Origin of the sequence: Dactylosporangium darangshiense (assembly GCF_039537565.1) — a bacterium.
In the GTDB taxonomy this organism is placed as follows: domain Bacteria; phylum Actinomycetota; class Actinomycetes; order Mycobacteriales; family Micromonosporaceae; genus Dactylosporangium; species Dactylosporangium darangshiense.
Window position 1 is genome coordinate 1 of the sequence record NZ_BAABAT010000072.1, and the last position, 15695, is coordinate 15695.

Sequence of the window (15695 nt, forward strand, 5' to 3'; positions counted from 1 at the left end):
GCGGGCAGCAACGGGCGCAGCAGGTCCCACTCGGCGTCCGTGAGTTCGAATCGGGCAGTCATGGCGTGCGGGTAACAATCCGGATGGTATGGATCATCCCACCAAGATCCAGGAGACATGCCCTAGCACGCAAAGGCCCGCTCAGAATCGTGCGAATTGAATCGCGAACAGCACCAGGCCCGCGGCGAGTACGACCCCGACCGCAACGAACTTCTCGCGCTGGTACCGCTTCGGTGTCGGCAGCGCCGCCACGACCAGCGGCAGCGCGGCCGGCGCATACACGAACAGACCGAAGAACACCCCGAACAGCGCCATCGGCACCAGCACGACGGCGACCAGCAGGCACACGGCGCGGAAGTCCAGATGGTCCCGGAACGCCAGTGGCACCGCCGTCAGCAGCGCACAGATGACGTACAGCGGCGTCAACCTGGGGTACCCGACCGCCAGCAGCACCGACACGAGCGTGGCGTAGCCGACCCCAGCCCCCACGGTGAGCCGATCCCAGATGACCGGCGCCAGCACAACTTGAACACGTTCAACCACAAGAACACCGTAGACCACGCCCGGGAGCACTTCAACGCGCGTGTGACCCACCCAGCAATCTCGGCGACCACGGCCGGGCCGACGCGCTGGGCCGGCTCGTACTCGGTCTGTGTCGACGGGCCCACACCCGGGAAGAACAGGTGGTTGTCGGCCTCGTGACTCCACGCCTGTCCTAGTGGGAGGTCCTGAGACCGGACACGAGCAGATCACGTGTGTCGTACTCCGCAGATCCGTTACACGGTGACTTCAGTTGATGGGTTACACCTGCCTTGAGCATGCCGGACACGGACCGTGACGCCGGCCGTCCACGACGCTAGTGCTCCAGGGCATCCGCTTCTGCCGATGAGCGGATGTGTGGTCATCCCGGATGCGCCCCAAGCGTGGGCACCATCCGTTCAGGCACTCCACCGGAGCCCGGAAGCCGGGCAGCCCGGGGCCGGTTCGAGTGGCAGAATGCCGCCCGGGTGGAAGGGGATCATGATGGCAGTGCGGCAGTGGCCGATGGCGGCGAAGCTGGGGGCGGTTCTGCTCACTCCCCTCGCCGCAGTTGTGCTGTCAGTCGCATTGCGGCCGTCGGAGCCGGACCGACCCGGCCGCCCGGCCGAACCCGTGATCGGTGAATGCTGGCAAGGGCAAGGGCTGCACGTCGTGCTGGTGGCCGAGATGACACCGTCCGAGCAGGTGGACTGCGACGTCCCGCACCAGCTGGAAACCGTCGCGGTCGGCCGGCTTCGCAACGACCTTGCCCGGCGCGGCGCATCGCCACAGCGGTCCGAGCTGACCAGCGAGTTCGCTGGATGCGGGCGGACCGCCGAGGAATACCTCGGCGCGGACTGGCGCACCCAGCACACGTCGCTGCTGCTGTTCGCCCCCTCGGCCGAGCAGTGGCGGACCGGGGCGCGATGGTATCGCTGCGACGTCCTTGTCCTGGGCGGGGACATCGACAGCGTCCACGTCCGCCAGGGGTCGGTGCACGGCGACCTGGCAGGGCACGGGCCGTCCAGCGACTTGGTGCTGGGCTGCGCCGTGGAGTTCGTCGCGGATGGGGTGTGGGCAGGGGTGCAGCGGGTGTCGTGCAACGAACCGCACGACATGGAGTTCGTCGGAGTGGCCGAGTCGGCGGCGCCTGGTTTCCCGGATACGGCTGCGGCGCTGGACGCGGCGTTCGGCGGCGGGTGCCGGGACCGGGCCCGCGTGTACATGGCCATGTCCGTGGACCTGATGCGCCAGCGCGACGTCACGGTCGGCGTCTTGCCGACCGGCGAACCGTCGACCTGGGCAGGCGGGGATCGCAGCGCCCGGTGCTGGGTGTTCCTCCGCCACAAGGTGAACAGCTCCGTCCGCGGCCTCGGCGACGTACCCGCCTGAGAACCCCCAGGTCACAAGCCGCGACGGCGTCAATTCCCGGATCCTTCGTCGGTCGTGTAAGAGGAGCGCGAACCTTGCCGACGGAGTCGGCGCACTGTTCTGCAGCCGACCGCGAGCGCAAGGTCGGCGAACTCCGTCACGCCGCGTGGCGAGCGCCCGGCGCTGGCCGGTGCGCTGAAATGCCGATGTGCGGATGCCTCACGAGTGCGACACTTCCGGTCGTGGTGCAGACCGACGCAGCGAACGCTGCCGTCGTGCCCGACGGGGTGGACAGGACGCGAGCTGCCCGTCCGGCCGGCATCACTCGGGGGCTGCCGTGATCGTCAGCATGGGCGGCGCCCCGGTCGAGGTGTCGAAGGCCATTGCGGCGGACTTCACCGCCTGGCACGACCAGCAGTTCGCCGCGATGACATACGCCGACCGGTTGCTGCACTTCCCGGATCCGCGTTGGCGCTGCGTGTACCTCGGCAAAGGCGAAGAGAAGGCTGCCTTCTGTGTCTGCGACCACCGGCAGCGGGTCTTCGTCCTCGAGGTGATCGACGAACGAACCTATCTGAACGGCACGTTCGTCACCGGGACCTACTTTCTCGAGCGCCGCGTGACGGGTCTGTCCGGCGTCGACTTCGATCACAGGGCGTTGATCGGACTGCGATTTACCGGGCTGGTGAAGGTCCGCGAGTTCGTCGACGGCTACGAATGGGCGCGCTTCCAGTGGCGTCACGACCGCCGAAGCTGGCTCGACCGCCCGTTGACCGCTTTCCTGCAGTTCGTCCTCGGTGCGCGGTATGAGGCTTACCAGAGGCGATACCGTGACGTTCACGAGCGCAACGTGCTGTTCGAGGTCCGTACCCTCCGCCAGTCAGGCGTTCCTGGACTTGCCAGAGACGCCGCCGGACGGGTTCGTCTGGTCAGGATCGGACTGCAACCGATCGACCTCCGCTGAACAACCATCGAACCCGCTCGAGGCGCAGCCAGCCACCGCATCCGGGCGTCCGGAGGCGTTCGACTCCGACGGTCCGGGCACTGTGCAGGTCAAGGTGGAGCAGCTCCGCGTCCTCGGGACCGGTCCGTAACCGCAGCCGGACGAGCTCGTATCCCGGCTCGATGTACATCTCGATGTCGTAGGCGGCTCGACTGGTCCGGAACGTCACCGCTGTGTAGGGCCACAGCTCCCGTCAGTCGAACTGATAGCCGGCCTCACACTCGTCGGCCGTGTACCGATAGATCGACTCGGTCTCGAACAGCCAGATCAAGTCCTCGTAGCTGGGAACCGGCTCCATGACCACCGGGAGATCCTGACACAGCCGCCCGAGCGTCTGAACGGCATCCGGATTTGCCGCGACCCGGGCACCGCGGAGCAATGGTCCAGCGGCGCAGCGGTCAGCGTTCGGTTGCACCGTGGTCACCGGAGGGGGCCCGTCGCCGGCGATCCTGGATGAGCAGACCGGCCAGTACCGCCACGGCACCCCCGGCCAGGCAGGGCCCGACCGGCAGATCAACGAGCCGGCTCCCGCCGTAACAAACTCCCGCTCCAGCCAGACACAGCACCGCGATTCGCCGACCAGCCGACCAGGTTCAGTTGCACGCGGCGCCATGGCGTCACCGACTGATATTCGGCGTATCGACGTTCCACGACATCCCCGGTGCGCCACGTAACGGCAATCGACCCGACTGACCCGAGCTTCGCACCATCCTGTCATGCCGCGATTGGGCACCAGCACCCAGCGGCAGCCACGCCGTCGGCGTCCTGAGTGTGCCGTTGTAACACATCGCGCGGTGGAGGATGTCGCGGGGTACAAGCTCACCCAGCCGATCAGCGCGAGACTGTCCGGTTGCCGAAGACCGCTCCGACGTTCACGACGTGCGGACCCTTCGACACGGGAGACACGAATGACGACCAACTCCACCGTGGACGCCCCGCCGTTCGCGGTCGTGGCGGCCAGGACCTCCGCGGCGGCGATCGTCGCGTACCAGGTGCTGTTGCTGGTGACGATCTTCATCCGGCCGGAGCTCGACCCGGTCCACCAACCGGTCAGTGAGTACGCCATCGGGCGTCATGGCTGGGTCATGATGCTGGCGTTTCTCACAGCTGCTGTCAGCTACGCCAGCCTGCTGGTGGCGCTCCGGCCCGTAGTGCACGGACGGGCGGGCCGGGCCGGCCTCGGCGTGCTAGGGGCCTGCGCCCTGGGCACGGCCGGGGTCGGCGTGTTCATCGCCGATCCACTGGCGACGCCGCTGAGCGAACTGACGACGATCGGCACGTTGCACGTGATCAGCGGATTGAGCGCGCTGCTGCTGCTACCCCTCGCTGCGGTCCTGCTCGGCACAGGACTAGCCCGCGGTGCCACCACGGCATCTGCTGTGTTGCGATGGACGGCCTGGCTTCCGGTCGCCGGGCTGGTGCTGCATTGGATCCTGTCGGCAATGATCCCGCCGGAGGGTTGGCCGCCCCGCGTCCTGTTCATGACGTACGCGGCGTGGCTGCTCGCCCTATCCGCCCATATCCGCACGCCAACCCGCCAGACGACGCCATCGCAGGGCTGACGGTTACCTCGATCGGCTGCGCTCTCATGCCGCAGTTGGTGCGCGGCGGCCCGTCAGCCTTCGTTACTGCCGGTAGCAGGCTCGGCGAAGGTGAGGCTTCCTGTTCTGCCGATGAGCGCACACCCGATCATGAGACGTCTGCCGTGTCCGCACCCGATGGGCCGGGGCGGCATGGCAGGATCGCGGCATGGCGATCATGGATCAGGACGAGTTCTGGGCAATCGTCGACCGCGCCCGTGAAGGCATCGATGACACCCGAACCGCCGAGGGTGCCAAGCAGGTGGCCGAGAATGTCGGGCAACGCCTCGCCGAGCTCGGCCGCGGGGCGGCCGTCGCGTTCGACCTGCGCTACGCCGCGCTCGATGCGGAGTCCTACGACTGGAACCTATGGGGCGCCGCCTACCTCATGAGAGGTGGCTGCTCCGACGATGCCTTCGACTACTTCCGCGGCTGGCTCGTCACGCAGGGCCGCAGCATCTGGGAGTGCGCCCTGCGGGACCCGGACACGCTCGCCGAACTGGGCATCGACCCGGACGACGACTTCCTGCTGTGCGAGAGCATACTCAGCGTCGGGCGTGCGGCGTTCGACGAGGACGCCGACTTCTACGCCGCCGTCGCCGCGGCCCGGGCCGAGCTGCCCGCCGACACGTTCAACGGACCGTTGCTCGGCGACGACTTCGACCACGAAGACGACGACGCGGTGCACGCCCGGTACCCCCGCCTGGCCGAGATCTACCTGTAGTCCGAAGACGTACCGGGCTTACCGGCATCAATGCCGAACACGCAGCCCTGCCAGCGAGCGCACGGATGCACGCTCATGCCGCTGTGCGTGCGCTTCAGCTCGCGCCGATCCGAGACCATCCCGGCCAGGCCGCGGCTCAGTCCTCAGGGGCGGCTGTCCCGAGCTCTGGCCTGGACTGCGTCAGCCATCCGTGGTCGTAGCCGACCTGATCCCAGCAGGAGCGCAGCCAGCGTCGCTTGGCGGCGTTGGACGTCCTCCACAGGTACCGCAAGCCATCCGCCAGGTGACGCCGTCGCTGCGGCGCAAGCAACCCAGGCAGTCCGTGACAGATGTCGGCGATGGCGTTGACCTGCTTGCGTCGCGCGGCGACGACCTGGGGCGATGCCTCATCGTGGAGTTCCTCGCTCAGAAATCTGATCTCGATGAACGCCAGCCGGAGAAGATCCGCAGTCGCCGCCTCCATCATCTCCAGACTCGGTACGTCCGGCCGCATGGCCACCTCCTAAGCCGAAGTGCTACGACGTCACGCCCGAGTGTCCGCATCTGCCGCCGATCGCGCTCGCCGGCACTCGATCCATCGTGACAGCGAGTAGTCGAGCTTCCCGCGGCAGGGCATCCGACTCTGCCGATGAGTGAGCGTCTGATCATGATCGACCTTCGCCCGGAAGATTTGCACAAATAGGTCATCGTTGCCCCACTACTTGTTCCGGATGGCCAAATGCCATCGACATCAGAGTTAGAGGCCACGACCTGTCCGACTGTGACACCGCACCGGCGACTTGCTTGCGACAGTCTCGATCTTTGTCGGCAGGGCCGCCCGACCACCCGCACGCCGCCGACGGCCCGCCCTGCGCTTGCAACAATGTCCGGGCAGTTCAGGCGCAGGTTGGCACCGCATCGTGAAACTTGTCTACGACAAGCGCACGGTCGGGTACTCCCTACAGTGGTCGATCGCGGCGGCAACACCGGCCACGCCACCCGGATTGTCGCGGGACGTCCAGCGTCGTCGGCGATGACAGAGACCAGCGGGTGTGACGATCTCGGGCCCTGTCCCGCTCTTAGGAATGCGTCATTGTCGACCGGTCAGGCGACCGTCGTGTCCCTGATCCCGGAACCGGCCGCGGTGTCGTTCCGATCACACCATGCCTCCGGGAGGTTGCATGAACCATCATCACCGTCGACTCCTGAGCTGCGCTACGAGCGCGAGCCTGGTGTTCGCCGGCCTCAGCGCGGCTGCGTCGGCAAACCCGGCGGGGGTCGCGGTCTTCCACCCGACGGTCGCCGACTTCGTCCAGGTCACGACCTCCGAGACGCCACCCACGCAGGCGCAGTGTGCCTCCACCGGTCGGCGTTGCTTCAGCCCACAGGCGATCCGAGCGGCCTACAACCTGCAGCCGCTCTACGACGCCGGCTGGAACGGTCGCGGCCAGACCATCGCGATCGTCGACAGCTTCGGCAGCGACACCATGGCCCACGACCTACACGTCTTCGACACCGCCTTCGGCCTCCAGCCGATGTGTGGCGAAGAGGACGTGACCTGCGCACCCGGCATGCCGACGTTCAGTGAGCTGAATGTGCAGGGGTCGCCCGCCACCAAGGCGCCGCCGGCGCAGAACCACAGCCCGGGCCAGGAGGACCGCAGCGCCTGGGCGCTCGAGGTCGCCCTGGACGTCGAGACCGCCCACGCGATCGCGCCGATGGCGAACATCCTGCTCGTCACGACGCCGACGGCGGAGACCCTGGGTGTCCAGGGCTTCCCGACGATGATGAACGCGGAGAAGTACGTCGTCGACCACCACCTGGCGAATGTCATCTCGCAGTCGTTCGCCTCGGCGGAGGACGCGTTCGGCAGCACTGCCTCGATAGAGCAGCTGCGCGACGCGTTCAAGGCCGCGGCGGCCAACGGCGTGACCGTCCTCGGTTCGTCGGGTGACGGTGGCTCAGCCAACGGCGGCAAGAAGCCGGTCGGGAAGGGCGGCTCAACGTTCCCGTACCCGACTGTCGAGTGGCCGGCGTCCGACCCGCTGGTGACCGGTGTCGGCGGCACGTACCTGTGCACCGACCCCAACAACACCACCACGCGAGTGGCCGACAGCAACGACCCGCCCACCCGCTGCCAGGCCAACCCCGGCGTGGCCGAGGTCGGCTGGGTCGCCTCCGGCGGTGGCTTCAGCCACGTGTTCGGTAAGCCGCAGTACCAGAACCAGCTGCCGGCCGGCAGCACGCCGATCGGTTCGATGCGGGGCGTCCCGGACATCGCGCTGCAGGCCAGTTCGACCACGGGAGCCCTCGTATACGTCTCCCTCCCGCCGGACGGCCAGCGTGGCCTCATGTGCGGCGCGACGCCGTGCAGCACCGGCTGGTACGACATCGGCGGCACGTCGCTGTCCTGCCCGCAGTGGGCCGGCCTGGTGGCGATCGCCGATCAGATCAACGGCGGCGGCCTGGGGCTCATCAACCCGGCGCTGTACCGCATCGGTGCGGACCCCGCCCGCTACGCCGCCGCGTTCTACGACGTGACGACGGGCAACAACCAGGCGGACCCGACAATCCCCGGTTACCCCGCCACCACCGGCTGGGATCCGGTGACCGGTCTCGGAACGCCAAACGCCGCGGTCCTGCTGCCGGACCTGGTCCTCGCAGCGCACCAGAGCTGAACGACGGGCAGGAACCGGGGCCGGCGGCGGTGCCGCCGGCCCCGGCCGTCGTCAACAGGCGTCAGGTAGTTGCTGGACAATCCCAACGTGGTCGCCCACACATCGGCTGGCGGCCACGAAGACCTACATCCGGATCCGTCGAGACGAGACACTACGGTGGGTTGCGGCCTGGCCGGTAGGAGTGCTTGATCAATTCACTCATGTGCCGATGAGCGCGCACCGCATGGTGGCGTCGGTGCCGCTCAGTTTTGTTCGCGGAATGGAAGCGCGTCGCACGTCACGCTACGGGCGGGCGCGTAGGCCGTTGTGGGCGATGGTGATCATGCGCTGTCGGGCGGCTTGATCGGCTTGATGGCGTTCACGGGCCAGACAGCCGGCGATAAGGGCTTTGACGTCTGCGGTGTCGACGTCAGCGCGTATCGATCCGGCTTGTTGGGCGGCGGTGAGCAATTGGTGCAGGGCGCCCATGATGTCGTGTTCGGAGCGGGCCGCGGCGGCTTCGATGTCGAAACCACCGCCGACTAGTGCGTCGGCTAGGGCGTGGTCGGCGGCGCCCTCGTTCACCATAAAGGCGAAGTAGGCGAAGAACGCCCCGCCGGGATCCTGGGTCTCGGCCAGTGTGCGAGCGGTCGTCACGCACCTCTCGATGCGGTCCAGCACGATCGCCTGAAACAGCGCTTCCTTGGTAGGGAAGTGGCGGCTCACGGTACCGGTGCCCACGCCCGCCCGACGGGCGATCTCGTGTACCGACACCCCGAGTCCCTCGGTGGTGAACGCGGCGGCGGCCACCTCCAGGACACGCTGCCGGTTACGCCGAGCGTCGGCACGCAACGGCCGCTCCCCCTCAACGGAGGCGGCGGACGGCACGGCGGTATCGGGTTGGTCCCTCATCGGTGGATCCACGCTCCAGAGCTCGAATAGACAACCGGGACGGCTGTCCCGTATAGTTCCGACCGACCGGGACGACCGTTCCGATTGTAGACCGGACGCCGATAGTGCAGCTGCGAGCGGTCTGGAGCCTTGTCAGAGGGGTTTGCCATGAACAGGCGCGGCGCTACGAACGAGCGATGGACTACCGCCGACTTGCCCGACCAGCAGGGAAAGACCGCGCTGGTCACCGGCGCCAACACCGGCATCGGCTTCGAGGCGGCCAAGGTGCTCGCGGCACGTGGTGCCACCGTGGTTCTGGCCTGCCGCGACCTTGCCAAAGCCGAGGCAGCCGCCAGCCAGATCAGCGCCGCCGCGCCCCGGGCAAGAGTCGAGACGCTACGTCTGGACCTGGCCTCACTCGCCTCGGTACACCAAGCCGCCGAGCAGTTCCACGCCAACCACCGATGCCTGAACCTGCTGATCAACAACGCCGGGGTGATACACCCTGCCTACGCTCGTACCGAAGACGGCTTCGAGCTGCATTTCGGCACTAACCACCTGGGCCACTTCGCCTTCACCGGACTCATGCTGGATCGGTTGCTGGCGGTGCCCGGTTCCCGCATCGTCACTGTCAGCAGTAGCGGCCACAGGCGCGGGGACATCCACCTTGACGACCTCGCGCTCCAACACGGATACGGTCTCAACGCCGCCTACGGGCAATCCAAGCTGGCGAACCTGATGTTCACCTACGAACTGCAACGGCAGTTGGCCGCGATCGGCGCACGCACGATCGCCGTTGCCGCGCACCCCGGCAACGCGTACACCGAGGTCGGCCGTCACATGCCCGGCTGGGTTCGTGTCGCATTGAGTCCCCGCCTGCGCCTGCTCAACTCGTGGCTCCTGCAAAGCGCGCAGATGGGCGCCCTCCCGACACTGCGCGCGGCGGTCGACCCCGTCGCAACCGGCGGCGACTACTACGGACCCGCAGGCCCGGGCGAGTTCACCGGACACCCGACCCGCGTCAAGTCCAGCGCCCGCTCCCACAACGCCGACCTCCAGCGGCGCCTATGGGAAGAGTCCGAGCGACTCACCGGGGTCAACTACCGGCTCGCCGAGCAAACCGCCCCACACACCGACTGAAGCCAGGAGAAGGACAGACCGCGCGTTCACAAGCGCATGCGGAAGGACACGGCCGCACGCTACGCGGCGCACTCATCTGCCGCTGTGCGTGCGCTTCAGCTCGCGCCGATCCGAGACCATCCCGGCCAGGCCGCGGCTCAGTCCTCAGGGGCGGCTGTCCCGAGCTCTGGCCTGGACTGCGTCAGCCATCCGTGGTCGTAGCCGACCTGATCCCAGCAGGAGCGCAGCCAGCGTCGCTTGGCGGCGTTGGACGTCCTCCACAGGTACCGCAAGCCATCCGCCAGGTGACGCCGTCGCTGCGGCGCAAGCAACCCAGGCAGTCCGTGACAGATGTGGGCGATGGCGTTGACCGGCTTGCGTCGCGCGGCGACGACCTGGGGCGATGCCTCATCGTGGAGTTCCTCGCTCAGGAATCTGATCTCGATGAACGCCAGCCGGAGAAGATCCGCAGTCGCCGCCTCCATCATCTCCAGACTCGGTACGTCCGGCCGCATGGCCACCTCCTGAGCCGAAGTGCTACGACGTCACGCCCGAGTGTCCGCATCTGCCGCGGACAACGCGCGTTCGTCCGATCTCGGCCACGAGGGGCTACCGGCAACCGCATCCACGAGCCCGCATATCCGTAAAGCACGGCCTGCTCAGCGCCAGTTGCCGTGTCTCACAACCAGACCGCACCGCGGTAATACCACACAGAATTGGCCTGCGCCGGATGACACCGGCTTACGCGCTTTCGAACCAGAAGAAGAGGTCGAGGTCGAAGGGCAACATCCGTCCGTCGGTCCAGATCCGCAGCCTTACCGACTCGCCAGGTGCGACGAGTCGGTATCGCAATGATGCAGGACCGACCGGCTCGCCGATCCCGTTGTGGACCTTGTTGTAGGTACATTCCAATGTAGACAGTCACTCCTGAAGAGACACACCCTATGACGGAGGAGCCCAGATGACCGCGGTGGCCGATACCTCGGCGCCATGCCGCAGCACCCCTCCGACAGAAGACCACGCCGAGCCGGGCCGACTGCGACGCTGGTTCAGCCCCCTGTTCCCCGACGCCCGGTCCACCCCGGTCACGTTGCGTGGCCTCGGGCTGGCCGCGTCCGCGGTGGTCGCTGGGACGGCCGTGGGACTGGCACGGGTAGGGGGACATGGGCCGTTCGACTCGATCTGGGCCGAGGACGGGATGATCTTCGTCACCGATGCCCTGAACATGTCCTTTGTGGACGCCGTGACGACCTCGATGAACGGCTATTTCCACCTGATCCCGCGGGTGTTCGCCGAGGTCACCACGTTCTTGCCGGTGAGCTGGGCGGCCGCCGTGATGACCATCGAGGCGGCGCTCACCTCCGCGCTGCTGTCCGTCCTGGTGTACGTGGCCAGCGGCAGTCACGTCAACTCGACGGTAATCCGCCTGTTGGCGGCAGCGCCACTGGTGGTGGCCCCGGTCGGGCAGGGCGGTATGGGGCACGACGGCGGGTCGGTCATCGACAACCTGGCGACGTTGCAGTTCGAGCTCATGTACGCGTTGTTCTGGCTCATGCTCTGGGTTCCGGCCGGACGGGTGGGCCGGATCATCGCACCCACGGTGGTGTTGCTCGTCGCACTAAGTACGCCACTCTCGGCGATTGGCCTGCCGCTGCTGGCCATCCGGCTGCTGGTTCGCCGCGACGGCACCGGGCTGCTGATGATGGTCGGGCTCGTGATCGGCGCCGCGGTGCAGTACGGCGGACTCGCGTTGGGCTATTCGTCGCGTGGCGACATCGGTCATACTCGGGTGGACCCGGTGTGGGTGGCGAAAGAGTACGTCGGGTGGTCCATCCCCAATGCGTTGCTGGGTGAGACGTGGTGGCGCCAGACGGTGCGGCATACCACCGAGCACCGGGCGTTGGTGGCGGCAGCCTGGCTGCTGGTGCTGGCGATCGTAGCGGCGGCGCTGTTGAAGGTGACCCGGCCGAGGTGGCATGTGGCCATCGCGGCGTTCGGTTACAGTCTCCTGCTGACCGGCATCGAGTTGGCGTCGTTGGGCGCCACGGCCGATCGGTACCTGTACACGCCCGGCTTGCTGGCCATTGCCGGACTGGCCGCGCTGCTCCCGCCAGCCGGGCCGGCTTGGCGTGGGCCCGGCAACGTGCCCGTAGTTGTACTCGCCACGGTGCTCGTCGTGGTGTGTGGCGCCAACTTCCGGGTGGACAACCACCGGGCCTTCGCCCGGTCGTGGACGACGGCCGTGGATCAGGCCCGTGAGCAGTGTGCGGACGGCGCCAAGTCCGAGGTCACCATCTCCACGCACACGAAAAGCCGTTACTGGACCGCAACAATTCCCTGCCGCAAGCTCAACGTGTCAATCCCCTGGGCTCCTCGAGCAAGGCGGTAGGCGGTAGGCGGCATACACGCCGCCGGCACCGGCGACAAAGTCCCGCAGCCGATCCTCCTGGCCGTGGCGAGCCAGGATGGCGGCGATCTGCTCGATGTGGTTGACGTACGTGCTATCGCCCACCCCGAAATCCTCGCCGCGTTGAGCGAGTGGACCGGCGACGACCTATCCACCCTCGCCGACCTCGGCTACGAAGGCGAACCCGCCACATTCACCCTGCCGGTCAAGAAACCCAAGAACGCCACCCTTACCGACGAGCACAAGCAACTCAACTGGCTCCAAGCCCACGCCCGGGCCCGCACCGAACAGGCAACGCGGTGCTCAAGGCCCTACGCCACGTCAGCCTCGACCCAGGCATGATCGGTCTGACCGTCGCCGCAGCACTGGTACTCCTCGACGGACCACCTGAAACGCGCAGCGCCACCAATCCGTTACTGACAAGGGCTGGGTCTGCTGCACCTATAGGTGAAATCTGAGATGGCTTGCCGTGATGGCGGGCTGGAAGGATGTTGCTGTGCCCAAGCCCTACCCCCGTGAGTTCCGCGATGATGTCGTGCGGGTCGCCCGTGACCGTGATCCGGGTGTGACGGTTGAGCAGATCGCCAAGGACTTCGGGTCCACCCGATGACGTTGTCAAGTGGCTGCGTCAGGCCGACATCGACGAAGGCGCCGCGCCCGGGGTGAGCAGGACTGAGTCTGTCGAGTTGCGTGAGGCCCGTAGGCGGATCGCATGAAATCGAGGCTGGCCGTCAACGCGGTGCACAACGCCGTCGCCCGGCGGGGTGACGTGGCCGGCTGCGTGCTGCACACCGACCGCGGGTCGCAATTTCGCAGCCGGAAGTTCATCCGCGCACTGCACCAGCATCACATGATCGGATCGATGGGCACGGTCGGCGCCGCTGGCGACAACGCCGCCATGGAATCGTTCTTCGGCCTGCTGCAGAACAACGTCCTCGACCTGTCGGTCTTGAGCGCGGCCCAGAACCGGTCGTCGTGGAACGGGCACCCCAGTTCCCTGTCAAGTCCCAGCGTGTTGCGGCGGCGATCCGGCCGATCGAGCCAGCCGACGGGTTCTGGCGTGCGCTACTGCTTCAGCGCCGTCGACGACGAGCGGCCAGGGGGCACCCTTGCCCTCCTACTCGGCCAACAGCACGTGGAGGACAACTAGGTGTTGCTGGTCAGGACGTTGGTGACGGCGCATAGTGGTGGGCAAGGTTTGTGGCGAGAGCGCGGAGGTGAGCCCTGGCTTCGGTGGGGCCGTGCACAGTGATGGCACTCCCGAACGGCAGCAATGCTCGCACGTCCTCCAGATGCAGGAAGCGAATTGTTACCTTGTGGCCGGTGGCGGACTCTTCATGGTCGTCCCGGACGAGTCGCAGGCCAAAAATCCGTTGCGCTCGCTCGATCTGGGTCTGGTCGACGGTGGCGCTGACCTCTATCGCGTGGTTATGTTCCCACTGATCAATGAGCGCAGCAGCGACGGTGGCCAGGGTCTGGTTCTCGCGGATCCGTCGTGGCTGGTCGACTTCTTTCCACGTAATGATCCGTTCGAGTCGGTACATCCGTGGCACTCGGGCACAGTCGGCGACGAGATACCAGATGCCGGCCTTGGCGAACAGCCCGTAGGGATCCACGACCACGTCGCGTGGGCATGACTCGCGTGGGCTGTCGTACACGATCCGTAGCTGGCGACCTCGCCGCACTGCGCCGATCAGCGAAGCCGGAGTCGTGCCGGAAGCTCGTGTCTGGAGCCAGGGACGGCTGTCCACGTGCACTACGTCGGTGAGCGGCAGGAGCTCATCAACTCGAGGTGACTGTGTAGCGGCGATCTTGGCGAGCGCGCGCCGGCTCTCGACCGATGCGTCAAGCTCCGCGCGTTGCTTTTCATCCAGCCCAATGAGCGAGAGATGATCACGCTCGCCAGGCGTAAGTCGCGTGAGGTCGAGCCCGGACCCGGGCAGCATGGTCACGCCGCCGAGGCGGCCCCGGTGTGCGGTCACCGGCAGACCGGCGTCGCGGAGCCAGTTCAGGTCCCGGGTGATGGTTCGAAGGGAAACCCCGAGCGCCGAGGCAAGCTCCTGTGTGGTCGCGCCATCCCGCGATTCGAGAAGCAGCATCAGGGCGAAGAAACGGTCCGGGGTCACCCACCAAGTTTCTCAAGAAATTGCGACATGATGCGGCGCATATTCCGGCCAGGCTGGTGGATGCGTACCTACGACCAGCGAGAAGGAACAACCATGACCACATCCGTCGTGTCCATCGTCTACGTGAACGACGCGCCCGCCGCAGCTCGTTTCTACGGCGACCTCCTCGGCATGAGCCCTTCGTTCGAGACTCCGGGATACATCACCTTCGACCTCGGGCCAGGCGCTGAGCTCGCTCTGTGGTCCGGCCAGTTCGAGGATCTGTCGCCGGACGTCCCGCGTACCAGTGAGGTTTGCCTGGCCATCGGCGGTGGACGACCTGACGAGGTCAGCGCGATCTTCAAGCAGTGGCAGTCCAAGGGCGTCACGATCCTGCACGAGCCTCACGATGCGGGGTTCGGGCTGACCTTCCTCGCAGCCGATCCTGACGGGAACCGTATCCGGGTCGCACCGAAGGACTGAATGGCCACAATACGGCAGGCGCGCACGTCAGGTGCCGCGCCTGCCGTTGTCCGACTTCGAGAGGACAACGACGAGTGCCCCACGCGAATGCGCCCCTGACCGTCGAGGGCCGCAGGCAGCTCGTGAAGCGGTGCCAGACACGTCCCATCGCCCACGTCGCCGCTGAAATGGGCATCTTGAGTCCCGGCGCCGTAAGTACAAGTGTCTGCCTCCTAGACATTGAACCCCGGCACTCCGGTCACGAGTTCAGTCGGGGAGATGGTTGCTGGCAGAAGGTAGGGCGACCAAGCGGCCCGATTTGGCGGTGCCGGTACGCAGTCAAAACTCGCGAGCCGCTGGTGTCACAACTCGCGAGCAGAGCCACGCGTGGTGGTGGTTCGGCCAGGGCGGCGGTCAGCGGCGCGACGTCCCTGCTGCCGTTGACTTTGATGTACGTCTCGTCAACGTGCCACCTGCCGCCGGGTGAGTGCCGACAGAACCGGGCAGCGTCGGCCAGCAGCGGCGTGAACCGCTGCACCCACCGGCAGACGGTGACGTGGTCAACCTCCATGCCGCGCTCGACCAGCAACTCCTCGCCGTCGCGGTAGGAGAGGTTGTACCGCAGATATCCGCGCACCGCGACGACGATGACCTCCGCCGTGAACCGGAACCCGGCGGACGCCGACTTCGCAGGCTGCCACGGATCGGGTCTGGTCGATAACTTCGCCGCTCAAGTCTGCCTCGATCTTGCCAACGCTCAATGCAACGGCGCCCAGCCGTGTACCCCGCTCCTGCAGTCGGTCCCGAAACCAACGGTGCGACCCGGCGCGTGACGAAGCGGGCGGTGCCCTTCCCCTGTTGAGCGGGAAGGGCACCGC

14 protein-coding genes and 2 pseudogenes are annotated in these 15695 nt (G+C 67.0%); 10 read left to right on the forward strand and 6 right to left on the reverse strand.

What is annotated here, in order from left to right; genetic code table 11:
- Positions 1-141: 141 nt before the first annotated feature.
- Complete coding sequence (locus ABD901_RS54210; RefSeq protein WP_345143058.1) at positions 142-543, reverse strand: hypothetical protein; 402 nt, start codon at positions 541-543, stop codon at positions 142-144.
- 663 nt (positions 544-1206) lie between these two features.
- Between ABD901_RS54210 and ABD901_RS54215 the strand changes: the two genes are divergently transcribed.
- From ABD901_RS54215 to ABD901_RS54230, 4 genes are all read left to right on the forward strand, one after another.
- On the forward strand, positions 1207-1911 hold the full coding sequence (locus tag ABD901_RS54215) for a septum formation family protein (protein WP_345143061.1): 705 nt from the start codon (positions 1207-1209) through the stop codon (positions 1909-1911).
- Positions 1912-2227: 316 nt separating this feature from the next.
- Positions 2228-2854 (forward strand): hypothetical protein, encoded by a 627-nt coding sequence (locus ABD901_RS54220; protein WP_345143064.1) that lies wholly within the window; start codon positions 2228-2230, stop codon positions 2852-2854.
- A 947-nt stretch (positions 2855-3801) separates the two neighbouring features.
- The gene (locus ABD901_RS54225) at positions 3802-4455 is read left to right on the forward strand and encodes a DUF998 domain-containing protein (protein WP_345143069.1); all 654 of its coding nucleotides are present in this window, start codon (positions 3802-3804) and stop codon (positions 4453-4455) included.
- Between the two features lie 187 nt (positions 4456-4642).
- Positions 4643-5197, forward strand: coding sequence for a DUF4240 domain-containing protein (locus ABD901_RS54230; RefSeq protein WP_345143072.1), 555 nt, complete (start codon positions 4643-4645; stop codon positions 5195-5197).
- Positions 5198-5333: 136 nt separating this feature from the next.
- Here the strand turns inward: ABD901_RS54230 and ABD901_RS54235 are convergent, their stop codons facing one another.
- Complete coding sequence (locus tag ABD901_RS54235; RefSeq protein ID WP_345143075.1) at positions 5334-5690, reverse strand: hypothetical protein; 357 nt, start codon at positions 5688-5690, stop codon at positions 5334-5336.
- A 667-nt stretch (positions 5691-6357) separates the two neighbouring features.
- Here ABD901_RS54235 and ABD901_RS54240 point away from each other — a divergent pair.
- On the forward strand, positions 6358-7854 hold the full coding sequence (locus ABD901_RS54240; RefSeq protein WP_345143078.1) for a S53 family peptidase: 1497 nt from the start codon (positions 6358-6360) through the stop codon (positions 7852-7854).
- 282 nt (positions 7855-8136) lie between these two features.
- Here ABD901_RS54240 and ABD901_RS54245 read toward each other — a convergent pair whose 3' ends face one another.
- Positions 8137-8745: a TetR/AcrR family transcriptional regulator gene (locus ABD901_RS54245; protein WP_345143081.1), complete on the reverse strand. Its 609-nt coding sequence runs from the start codon at positions 8743-8745 to the stop codon at positions 8137-8139.
- 147 nt (positions 8746-8892) lie between these two features.
- Here ABD901_RS54245 and ABD901_RS54250 point away from each other — a divergent pair, with 147 nt between their 5' ends.
- On the forward strand, positions 8893-9864 hold the full coding sequence (locus tag ABD901_RS54250) for an oxidoreductase (protein WP_345143084.1): 972 nt from the start codon (positions 8893-8895) through the stop codon (positions 9862-9864).
- 137 nt (positions 9865-10001) lie between these two features.
- On the opposite strand, the gene ABD901_RS54255 is transcribed toward ABD901_RS54250, so the two are convergent.
- A complete protein-coding gene (locus tag ABD901_RS54255; protein ID WP_345143087.1) occupies positions 10002-10358 on the reverse strand; it encodes a hypothetical protein in 357 nt (118 codons plus the stop codon).
- Between the two features lie 446 nt (positions 10359-10804).
- On the opposite strand from ABD901_RS54255, the gene ABD901_RS54260 reads away from it, so the two are divergent.
- The 3 genes and pseudogenes from ABD901_RS54260 to ABD901_RS54270 all read left to right on the forward strand — a co-directional run.
- The gene (locus ABD901_RS54260) at positions 10805-12232 is read left to right on the forward strand and encodes a hypothetical protein (RefSeq protein WP_345143090.1); all 1428 of its coding nucleotides are present in this window, start codon (positions 10805-10807) and stop codon (positions 12230-12232) included.
- Positions 12233-12295: 63 nt separating this feature from the next.
- Positions 12296-12592, forward strand: coding sequence for a hypothetical protein (locus tag ABD901_RS54265; protein WP_345143093.1), 297 nt, complete (start codon positions 12296-12298; stop codon positions 12590-12592).
- Positions 12593-12959: 367 nt separating this feature from the next.
- Positions 12960-13190 (forward strand): annotated as a pseudogene (locus tag ABD901_RS54270) (IS3-like element ISAar45 family transposase); the annotation flags it as partial.
- A gap of 220 nt (positions 13191-13410) precedes the next feature.
- Here ABD901_RS54270 and ABD901_RS54275 read toward each other — a convergent pair.
- A complete protein-coding gene (locus tag ABD901_RS54275; RefSeq protein WP_345143096.1) occupies positions 13411-14376 on the reverse strand; it encodes a helix-turn-helix transcriptional regulator in 966 nt (321 codons plus the stop codon).
- Positions 14377-14484: 108 nt separating this feature from the next.
- Here ABD901_RS54275 and ABD901_RS54280 point away from each other — a divergent pair, with 108 nt between their 5' ends.
- Positions 14485-14838, forward strand: a complete 354-nt coding sequence (locus tag ABD901_RS54280) for a VOC family protein (protein ID WP_345143104.1) — start codon at positions 14485-14487, stop codon at positions 14836-14838.
- A gap of 415 nt (positions 14839-15253) precedes the next feature.
- On the opposite strand, the pseudogene ABD901_RS59380 reads toward ABD901_RS54280, so the two are convergent.
- A pseudogene (locus ABD901_RS59380) lies at positions 15254-15466 on the reverse strand (IS6 family transposase); the annotation flags it as partial.
- Positions 15467-15695: the final 229 nt, after the last annotated feature.